The sequence below is a fragment of the Yoonia sp. genome (genome assembly GCF_030731595.1).
GTDB lineage: Bacteria > Pseudomonadota > Alphaproteobacteria > Rhodobacterales > Rhodobacteraceae > Yoonia.
The window spans coordinates 1-7,907 of the sequence record NZ_JANQTS010000006.1; the positions used below are offsets into that span (position 1 = coordinate 1).

Sequence of the window (7,907 nt, forward strand, 5' to 3'; positions counted from 1 at the left end):
AAGCGCCTTCTTTGATCTTGCCGCCAGCTTCGACCAGATCTTTGGCTTCTTTCAGACCAAGACCGGTGATGCCGCGAACTTCTTTGATCACGTTGATTTTTTGTGCGCCGGCGTTCTTCAGAACGACGTCGAACTCTGTCTTTTCTTCAGCCACTTCAGCTGCTGCTGCAGGGCCAGCCATCATCACAGCGCCACCGGCAGCTGGTTCGATGCCATACTCGTCCTTGAGGATGGTTTTCAGTTCTTGTGCTTCGAGAAGGGTCAGACCAACAATCTCTTCAGCAAGTTTTTTCAGATCAGCCATTTTATGCTTTCCGTTCGTTTTAAGTGTGTTCCAACGTGAGGGCGAACCCCCAAGTCAATTCAGATGCTTTATGCAGCTTTCTCTTCGATGGTCGAAAGAATGCTCGCGATGTTCGAAGCAGGCGCGCCAATGGCCCCGGCTAGGTTGCTTGCAGGTGCCCCGATGCAGCCCACGATCGAAGCAATAAGCTCCTCGCGCGATGGCATCCCGGCAACGGCTTTCACACCAGCCACGTCCAGTGCTGTATTGCCCATTGCACCACCAAGGATAACGAGCTTTTCGTTTTTCTTGGCAAATGCATCCACGACCTTCGCCGCAGCGACAGGGTCTTCGGAATAGGCAAGTACAGTCATGCCTTCGAGGTATTCGGCGATGCTTGCGCATGGCTTGCCCTCGAGGGCGATTTTGGCAAGCTTGTTCTTGGCAACGCGCACGGACCCACCAGCGTCACGCATTTGCGCGCGCAGGTCCTGCATTTCGGCAACTGTCATGCCTTCGTAGCGGGCAACCACTACGACGCCAGAGCTTTCAAAGATCTGGCCGAGATCGTCGACCAGCTGTTCTTTTTGTGCTCTATCCACAGTTTCACTCCAAGTTTGGTACCGGACTAACCGGCACCGGCTCACATTTTGTCAAACGGCTCAGCCGCCCAACATCTACAGTCCATGTAAACGGGGGCGAGCCAGAGATGACCGGGGCGAGCCCCAATAAATCTGGTCTTCCCGTCTCAGGCAGGAATTATCGGCATGAGGCCAACCCACCGTCTCGGACGAATAAAGGCCCGAACGAATCAATCCTTCGGGCCTGCGTCGTGATTTAGTGTTGATTGACCAGAAAGCCAAGGGCTCTGACCAAACTTCTTGACAAATCATGAAATGCAAATGGCAGGCCCCATACAAAGGACCTGCCATCTATTCATTCTTGTGCAGCCTTGGCTTATGCGTTGCCAGTGGCCGATGCGACATCCACAGAGACGCCTGGGCCCATTGTCGAGCTGACGTTGATCTTTTTCATGTAGGTGCCTTTTGCGCCCGATGGCTTGGCTTTGCCAACCGCATCGACAAAAGCCAGCATGTTCTCTTCCAACTGCTTGGCAGAGAAAGACGCCTTGCCGATACCGGCATGCACAACACCAGCTTTTTCAGCTTTGAACTGCACCTGACCGCCTTTGGCCGCTTCAACAGCTTCCTTGACGTCCATTGTTACCGTGCCAACCCGTGGGTTCGGCATCAGGTTGCGTGGACCAAGGACTTTACCCAGACGGCCAACGATCGCCATCATGTCGGGTGTCGCGATGCAGCGGTCAAAATCAATCGTACCGCCCTGAATGGTTTCCATCAGGTCTTCTGCACCAACGATATCTGCGCCGGCTGCTTTTGCTTCGTCAGCTTTGTCGCCACGTGCGAAGACAGCAACGCGGACAGTTTTACCTGTGCCGTGTGGCAGGTTGACTGTGCCACGGACCATCTGATCGGCATGGCGCGGATCAACGCCCAATACCATTGCGATCTCGATGGATTCGTCGAACTTTGCTGTGGCGTTGTCTTTGACCAAAGCGGCGGCTTCGCTCACGGACACATTTTGCTTGTCTGCGAATGCGGCGCGGGCTGCGATTGTACGCTTACCAAATTTTGCCATTACTTCACCTCGATGCCCATAGAGCGAGCAGAGCCCGCGATGATCAGCATAGCGCCTTCGATGGACGTCGCGTTGAGGTCCTTCATTTTCGCTTCTGCGATTTCACGAACCTGCTTGCCAGTGATCGAACCAGCAACCGTTTTGCCCGGCGTCTTCGAACCAGAGGTCAGTTTGGCCGCTTTCTTGATGTAATAAGACGCAGGGGGCGTCTTGATTTCCATCGAGAACGACTTGTCCTGATAATAGGTGATGACGGTTGGGCATGGCGCACCGGGTTCCATCTCGGCTGTCTTAGCGTTGAAGGCTTTGGTGAATTCCATGATATTGATGCCGCGTTGACCCAAAGCAGGTCCGACGGGTGGGGATGGGGTGGCTTTACCTGCAGGAACCTGCAGTTTGAGCGTACCCATAACTTTCTTGGCCATAAGCCTGTTCCTTTTCCAACGCCCCTTGGTCGCGACCGCAGGGCTTTTCGTTGTGTGGTCCGGTCCGACGCACGCGTGCGCCTCGCCTCCCACATGAGAGCCATCCGATAGGACGACAAGCGGTGCATTTAGAGGGGCGAGCCCTTTTTTGCAAGAGCCTTTGCAAACAATCCGGGACAGGCCTTGTCGGAAGGCTGGCCAAGGCGTCTTTCAGAGTTTGCGGATCAGCAAACACAAGTTTGTGTTCGATGAATTGTCTTCTACGGAATGGCACTAGCTCTTTCCGCAGACAAACAGGCTTGGGCATGAAGTATTCGAAGGCACAGATCAGATACCACTGGATTTCATTCGCGATTCTGGTCGTGATGGTCTTGTCTGGGCTCGCCTATTCCTATGACTGGATCGATACTGGCAGCATGGGGCTCCACCAAGTTGGCGGGCAGATTTTCATCGCCATTCTTGCAGCACGGATCGTTGCAAGGCTGGTACGTCCTGTGTTGGCGGATGAAGAGAACCACTCTCGCTTCGAGGCATTGACCGCGCGCCTTGTCCATGGCGGTCTTTATCTTTGCATGATCGCCTATGTCGTGACCGGCTATGTCGCGGCGTCCGGCTTGCGTGACCCTTTGCTTGTCGCCCCCGTCAATCAGGGCTTTGCCCGTTCAGATATGGGTGAGCTCTTTCTCGAAGCCCATTTCGCGATCAAATGGGTCCTTTTGGCATTGGTCACCCTGCACGTTGCCGCCGTTCTCAAACACAGGTTTTGGGATAAGGACTCCACCATTTCCCACATGGCACTCAACTTCAGAAAGGAATAATCAATGCATAAAATGACCCGCCGCAATGTGATTGCGACGATCTCGAGCAGCGCAGTCCTGCTTTGCCCTGCACTCTTGAACGCACAAACAAACATTGATGAGGCTTGGGCGGGCATCCCCGACGACCGGCCCATTGGCGAGGATCGCCTCATCACGCTGGAAGCGGGCCCAGCACAAGTCGATGTGACCGCCCTGCAGCCCGGCGAAGTCATTGTGATCGCGCGCCCCACGGACGACGCGGCATTCTCTGCAACAGGGATGACCCAGTATATCGCCGTGCATCGACGGACGGCAGATCAGATCGCTTTCGGCGCGGCCAATGATCGTACCGGCGCGGTGCAGAATGGCGAATACTTTGTGGTGAACCTTGTGTGCTCGCACCGCGGCAAGGCAATCGGCCTGACGGGCAACCCCGCCGCACCTTTCGCTTGCACCGATCGCGGGTCCCGGCATTCGTCGGTCTTTGACGCGTCAGGTTTTGGCGTGTCTGGCGCATCCGAGGGCGAATATCTGTCAATCCCCGCCTACACACTCCAAAGCAGTTCAGGCCAAGTTATCGTAGAACTTGCCTAAACAATCAAAGACCGGTCCAAACAAAAAGGGGAGCGCAAAGCGCTCCCCTTTTTCTATTCAAGATGCAGAAATTACTGCTTTGACACTTGAGTGAATTCAAGTTCGACAGGCGTTGCACGACCGAAGATCGACACGGTAACCTTGAGGCGCTGGTTGTCCTCATCGACTTCTTCAACCATGCCGTCGAAGTCTTCAAATGGTCCATCGTTGACTTTGACCTTTTCGCCGATCTCGAAGTGAATGAGCGTTCGGGGCGCATCTTCGCCTTCTTGTACGCGGCCAAGGATGGCCTGCACCTCGGCATCACGCATTGGCATCGGGCGGCCTTGCGGACCCAGAAAGCCAGTGACGCGGTTGATCGAGTTGATCAGATGATAGCCTTCATCCGACATTTCCATGTGGACCAGAACGTAGCCTGGCATAAAGCGGCGCTCGGCCGTCACTTTCTTGTTGCGACGGATTTCGATCACTTCTTCGGTCGGGACAAGGACCTCATCAATCTGATCGGCAAGGCCCTTCTCTTCCGCCTTGGTGCGGATCGCCTCTGCAATCTTTTTCTCGAAGTTGGAGAGAACGCTTACCGAATACCAACGTTTTGCCATGTGTCAGAGCACCTTGTCGTCGCCAGCCTGGAATGGGCTGAAATTTCAATTTGTTCCTGACGGGTCAAACCGCCAGTCCCGAAAATAAAAGCGGCGTGCAACTTGATTCGCCGCACGCCATTTTCGGAAGTTTCTGGCTCTTACCGCTGCCATCATCTGTTTTCAAGAGGCACCGGGAAAATCCGGCGCTATTAGCTGCCGAAGTAGGTCAGGACACCGTTCAGCCCTGTGCGGATCAGAAGATCGACCAGAAAGAAGAAGATCGCCGTCAATGTGGCCATGATAAAGACCATGATGGTTGTCATCAGAACTTCGCGCCGTGTTGGCCAGACGACCTTGGAAATCTCGGAACGGACTTCCTGAATGAACTTGACGGGGTTGGCGATGGCCATGGGGATAGGTCCTTTTTCGAAACAAGACGGACTTACGGGTTCCATCGCGCAAATTCAAGCCCGCTTGATGGCGCATGACATCACCATCATGTCGGGTCATTTTGTGGTTGCAATAGCGTCACGCCATCCATGGCCGCAATCGCCTTGATCTGGGCGGCATAGATTGCATCCCCCATTTCGTGTTCCGCCTGCGAAAAACCGTCGAACGGTGGATACCCCTCTTCGACAGGTAGCATCCTGCGTGCGGCGGCCGCGATCTTGTCAGTTGGATCTGCATCAGTCCGCTGCAAGACATCTGCAACTGCCGCAGCGGAAAGCCCGCGATTTACATATTTTGGTCTTGGCACCACCAGATGTGCGGCCTCTGTCCCAACCAGTCCTGCGACAATCTGGGGAAAAAGGACCGCGTAATCCTCGTATCTCCAAACGGTAAGTCGCCCAAGCCCTGACGCTGTCCGCAAGCGTGCGATCAGCGCGACCCAATCAACACTGCTGACTGGATTGCGACTGAGATACAGGCCAATTGGCTGGACCCTCCCGCCAAGAAGCATCTGGCAATAGGCTGCATTCAGAAACCCAGTGGGCCTACGCAGAGCAACGCAGACATCAACCTCTTGCCCCACCGCATTTGCAAATGCGGCAATCCTGTTGTCGGCATCCTTATAGCGTGTCTTGAGCGCCAGCCCATGCGGATGGTTCAGCGCGCCAATGAAATTCTCTTCGCTGATGACAAGCCGGTGGCCTTCTTTGCGCATCAGGGCAAGCTGCTCTGCGGGTGCCAGGTCCGGGGCTTGCGTCGAAGGGTCCCTGCGAAAGCCAAATCGTGCAGGGATCGTCTGCCCGGGGGACCGGAAATGATCCGGACCGTAATAGCGGACACCTTCGGCAGCCAAAGCCCGCCTTGCGTGCTTGAGCGACCGCTGCAAATGCGTCGTCGCGGTCTTGTGCACGCCGATATGTAACGCGATGGACAGGGGGTTGTTGGTCATTGAGGGGTTTTGATCCTCCCGCGCCTCGGCTCGGCGATCTGGTCTGGCAGGGGCATGGAGACTCGAACTCCAGACCTACGGTTTTGGAGACCGTCGCTCTACCAACTGAGCTATACCCCTACGACCGAGTGTGGGGGTAGTCTGAAACGAAAGCGGGATCAAGAGGGAAGGTGCGGCACACTTGTGTTCAGCCCTAGAAATGCGACAACACAAGACAGCATTTGCAATCAAAGGCCCTACCCCGATGTCATTGCGCCAACGGATCGAGAAATCAGAGCGGCTGGCAGCCCTGCTTGCGGGATTGGCCGGTCGCTATCTGGCGTTTTGCAACCGGACAACGCAGTGGCAAGTTGAAGGGCTGCAAGACCTACAGTCCGCCTTGGCAAACGGGCCAGTGCTCTTGGTGATGTGGCACAGCAGGTCGGCAATGGGTGCCCTGCATTGGCCCGTCGCAGATGGTCCGCTTTCCAGCCTCTATGCAAGCTCGCCGATCGGACGTGTTTCCGGTGCACTTCAACGGCGGGTCGGGCTGCAACCTCTCGAAATGGCTGATGGAAAATCCAACCGCGCGGCCTCGCGGATGATTCTGAAGCGTGTGCAAGAAGGGGTGAGCATAGGGATGACAGGTGACGGGCCCTTGGGCCCTGCGCTCCAGGTCAAGGATGCGCCGCTTGACTGGGCGCGCGCCACAGGAATTCCGGTGTTCTGCTATGCCTTTGCCACAACGAAGGGGCGGCGGTTGAAATCATGGGACCAGATGCTTGTCCCAAAACCCTATGGTCAAGGCGCCTATGTCTTTGCACGGTTTGAGGGGGAGGTTCCGCGCAAACCGTCCGAGGCCGAACGCGAAGCAGTGCGCAGTGCAGTGCGCGTTTGGATGAATGAAACGACCGGTAGGGCCGATGCGCTGTTGGGCTTGCCAGCAGGGCCTTAACGCGCGGCTTTGCGGAACATCACCAAGGCTGCGGCGGCGCCAAAGGACATGACAGCGCCTGCAAGAATGGCCATCCCTGCATCATCAGCAGCCTCTGCCACCCCGCCCGCCAGACGCGGCGCAACCATCATCAATCCGTAATAGATGGTAAAGAAAATCCCCATTCCGAAAGAACGTGAAGCAGGAGAAAGAACCTCTGCCGGAAGCGTCATCACGGGCCCCGCGCCAAACGCGAACAAAACACCCAGAATGCAAAAGATGATAAACGCAGAAGCGGGCACAAAGACAATCACCGGCATCAAGACCGCAAAGCTGACCAAACTGACCAGGATGATTGCATCCTTGCGCCCGGTCCGGTCGGCAATGATCCCGCCAATCGGGAGTGCAATTGAGAACAGGATCATAAAGAGACTGACAAGCGAGCCTGCGCGTGTGAGCGTCCAGCCTTGCTGGATCAACAGCGCGGGCCCAAAGCTGAAGACCATCGCAAGAGCCGCATTGTAAAGCCCCCAGACGAAGCCGGATAATACAAGGGCACGGACCGGAAAGGCTGCCTTTTCAATCACGCTCGCGCCGGAGGCCGCTCCTTCGGGTGCGTGATAGACCAGCGCAAAAAGTACAAAGGCCACAGCCACAAACGACCACAACGCCCACCACGCAAAGCTGATCCCGCCAAGGCTGGCAAAAAACGGCAGGACGATCAGCGCCAATGCAATCCCGAAAGGCCAGGAATTGATGAAAATTGCCATGGCTGTGGACATCTCGCGCCCCGCAAACCAATCAACGACCATCTTGGTCATCACGACATTGAGGATCACGCCACCGATGCCGACGGTCAACCGGCCTGCAGTCAGTATGTTCCAGCTGTCCGTGGCCGCAATGATCGCTCCACCAAACAGCATCAGGATCAACCCGAAAGAAACAACCCGCTTGTCGCCAAATCGGGCGGCAACCGCACCGCCCGGCAAAGCAAAAACCAAGCCCGGGGCGAAATAGAGGCCGATCAGAAAACCGATATCGGCAAGACCTATGCCAAAGTCAGCCACCAAAAGCGGAGAAAGGGCCGCAATCGACTGGAACTGAAAGGCCATGGCAAGCCGGGCAAAGAAAAGGACGGTCAGGATGAGCCAGCGATTTGATGTCATGACAGTCATGTTGACCAGTTGTGACGATGGCACAACAAAAAAGGCCGCCTCATTCGAAGCGGCCTTTTGTTATTCATAGCGCCTGAG

The 7,907-nt window shown here is 55.8% G+C and carries 11 protein-coding genes and 1 tRNA gene; 3 read left to right on the forward strand and 9 right to left on the reverse strand.

Going from position 1 to position 7,907, the window contains the following annotated elements; all coding sequences use genetic code 11:
* The 4 genes from rplL to rplK form a co-directional block, all read right to left on the reverse strand.
* Positions 1–304, reverse strand: a 304-nt coding sequence (gene rplL, locus NWQ23_RS00225; protein ID WP_306164181.1) for a 50S ribosomal protein L7/L12, incomplete at its 3' end; no start/stop codon positions are given.
* Positions 305–372: 68 nt separating this feature from the next.
* Positions 373–885, reverse strand: a complete 513-nt coding sequence (gene rplJ, locus NWQ23_RS00230; RefSeq protein ID WP_306164182.1) for a 50S ribosomal protein L10 — start codon at positions 883–885, stop codon at positions 373–375.
* Between the two features lie 355 nt (positions 886–1,240).
* Entirely contained in the window at positions 1,241–1,942 is a 702-nt protein-coding gene (gene rplA, locus NWQ23_RS00235) for a 50S ribosomal protein L1 (protein WP_306164183.1), read from the reverse strand.
* On the reverse strand, positions 1,942–2,367 hold the full coding sequence (gene rplK, locus NWQ23_RS00240) for a 50S ribosomal protein L11 (protein ID WP_306164184.1): 426 nt from the start codon (positions 2,365–2,367) through the stop codon (positions 1,942–1,944). Before rplK ends, rplA begins: the two co-directional genes overlap by 1 nt.
* 305 nt (positions 2,368–2,672) lie before the next feature.
* Between rplK and NWQ23_RS00245 the strand changes: the two genes are divergently transcribed.
* Together NWQ23_RS00245 and NWQ23_RS00250 are read left to right on the forward strand one after the other, a co-directional pair.
* Positions 2,673–3,185 carry a cytochrome b gene (locus tag NWQ23_RS00245; protein WP_306164185.1) on the forward strand — a complete coding sequence of 171 codons (513 nt, stop codon included), beginning with the start codon at positions 2,673–2,675 and terminating at the stop codon, positions 3,183–3,185.
* A gap of 3 nt (positions 3,186–3,188) precedes the next feature.
* A complete protein-coding gene (locus NWQ23_RS00250; protein WP_306164186.1) occupies positions 3,189–3,758 on the forward strand; it encodes a hypothetical protein in 570 nt (189 codons plus the stop codon).
* Between the two features lie 71 nt (positions 3,759–3,829).
* On the opposite strand, the gene nusG is transcribed toward NWQ23_RS00250, so the two are convergent.
* From nusG to NWQ23_RS00270, 4 genes are all read right to left on the reverse strand, one after another.
* On the reverse strand, positions 3,830–4,360 hold the full coding sequence (nusG, locus tag NWQ23_RS00255; protein WP_306164187.1) for a transcription termination/antitermination protein NusG: 531 nt from the start codon (positions 4,358–4,360) through the stop codon (positions 3,830–3,832).
* A gap of 191 nt (positions 4,361–4,551) precedes the next feature.
* On the reverse strand, positions 4,552–4,752 hold the full coding sequence (gene secE, locus NWQ23_RS00260; RefSeq protein WP_306164188.1) for a preprotein translocase subunit SecE: 201 nt from the start codon (positions 4,750–4,752) through the stop codon (positions 4,552–4,554).
* A gap of 86 nt (positions 4,753–4,838) precedes the next feature.
* A complete protein-coding gene (locus NWQ23_RS00265) occupies positions 4,839–5,741 on the reverse strand; it encodes a hypothetical protein (RefSeq protein WP_306164189.1) in 903 nt (300 codons plus the stop codon).
* A 44-nt stretch (positions 5,742–5,785) separates the two neighbouring features.
* A tRNA-Trp gene (locus tag NWQ23_RS00270) sits at positions 5,786–5,861 on the reverse strand.
* A 124-nt stretch (positions 5,862–5,985) separates the two neighbouring features.
* Between NWQ23_RS00270 and NWQ23_RS00275 the strand changes: the two genes are divergently transcribed.
* Positions 5,986–6,675, forward strand: a complete 690-nt coding sequence (locus NWQ23_RS00275; protein ID WP_306164190.1) for a lysophospholipid acyltransferase family protein — start codon at positions 5,986–5,988, stop codon at positions 6,673–6,675.
* On the opposite strand, the gene NWQ23_RS00280 is transcribed toward NWQ23_RS00275, so the two are convergent.
* Positions 6,672–7,820 (reverse strand): CynX/NimT family MFS transporter, encoded by a 1,149-nt coding sequence (locus tag NWQ23_RS00280; RefSeq protein WP_306164191.1) that lies wholly within the window; start codon positions 7,818–7,820, stop codon positions 6,672–6,674. The genes NWQ23_RS00275 and NWQ23_RS00280 overlap by 4 nt on opposite strands.
* Between the last annotated feature and the right edge of the window lie 87 nt (positions 7,821–7,907).

Bases quoted from the DNA above. Each gene is read 5' to 3' on its own strand.
- rplA (WP_306164183.1), bottom strand. From the start codon at position 1,942: ATGGCAAAATTTGGTAAGCGTACAATCGCAGCCCGCGCCGCATTCGCA.
- rplK (WP_306164184.1), bottom strand. From the start codon at position 2,367: ATGGCCAAGAAAGTTATGGGTACGCTCAAACTGCAGGTTCCTGCAGGT.
- NWQ23_RS00245 (WP_306164185.1), top strand. From the start codon at position 2,673: ATGAAGTATTCGAAGGCACAGATCAGATACCACTGGATTTCATTCGCG.
- NWQ23_RS00250 (WP_306164186.1), top strand. From the start codon at position 3,189: ATGCATAAAATGACCCGCCGCAATGTGATTGCGACGATCTCGAGCAGC.
- nusG (WP_306164187.1), bottom strand. From the start codon at position 4,360: ATGGCAAAACGTTGGTATTCGGTAAGCGTTCTCTCCAACTTCGAGAAA.
- secE (WP_306164188.1), bottom strand. From the start codon at position 4,752: ATGGCCATCGCCAACCCCGTCAAGTTCATTCAGGAAGTCCGTTCCGAG.
- NWQ23_RS00265 (WP_306164189.1), bottom strand. From the start codon at position 5,741: ATGACCAACAACCCCCTGTCCATCGCGTTACATATCGGCGTGCACAAG.
- NWQ23_RS00275 (WP_306164190.1), top strand. From the start codon at position 5,986: ATGTCATTGCGCCAACGGATCGAGAAATCAGAGCGGCTGGCAGCCCTG.
- NWQ23_RS00280 (WP_306164191.1), bottom strand. From the start codon at position 7,820: ATGACATCAAATCGCTGGCTCATCCTGACCGTCCTTTTCTTTGCCCGG.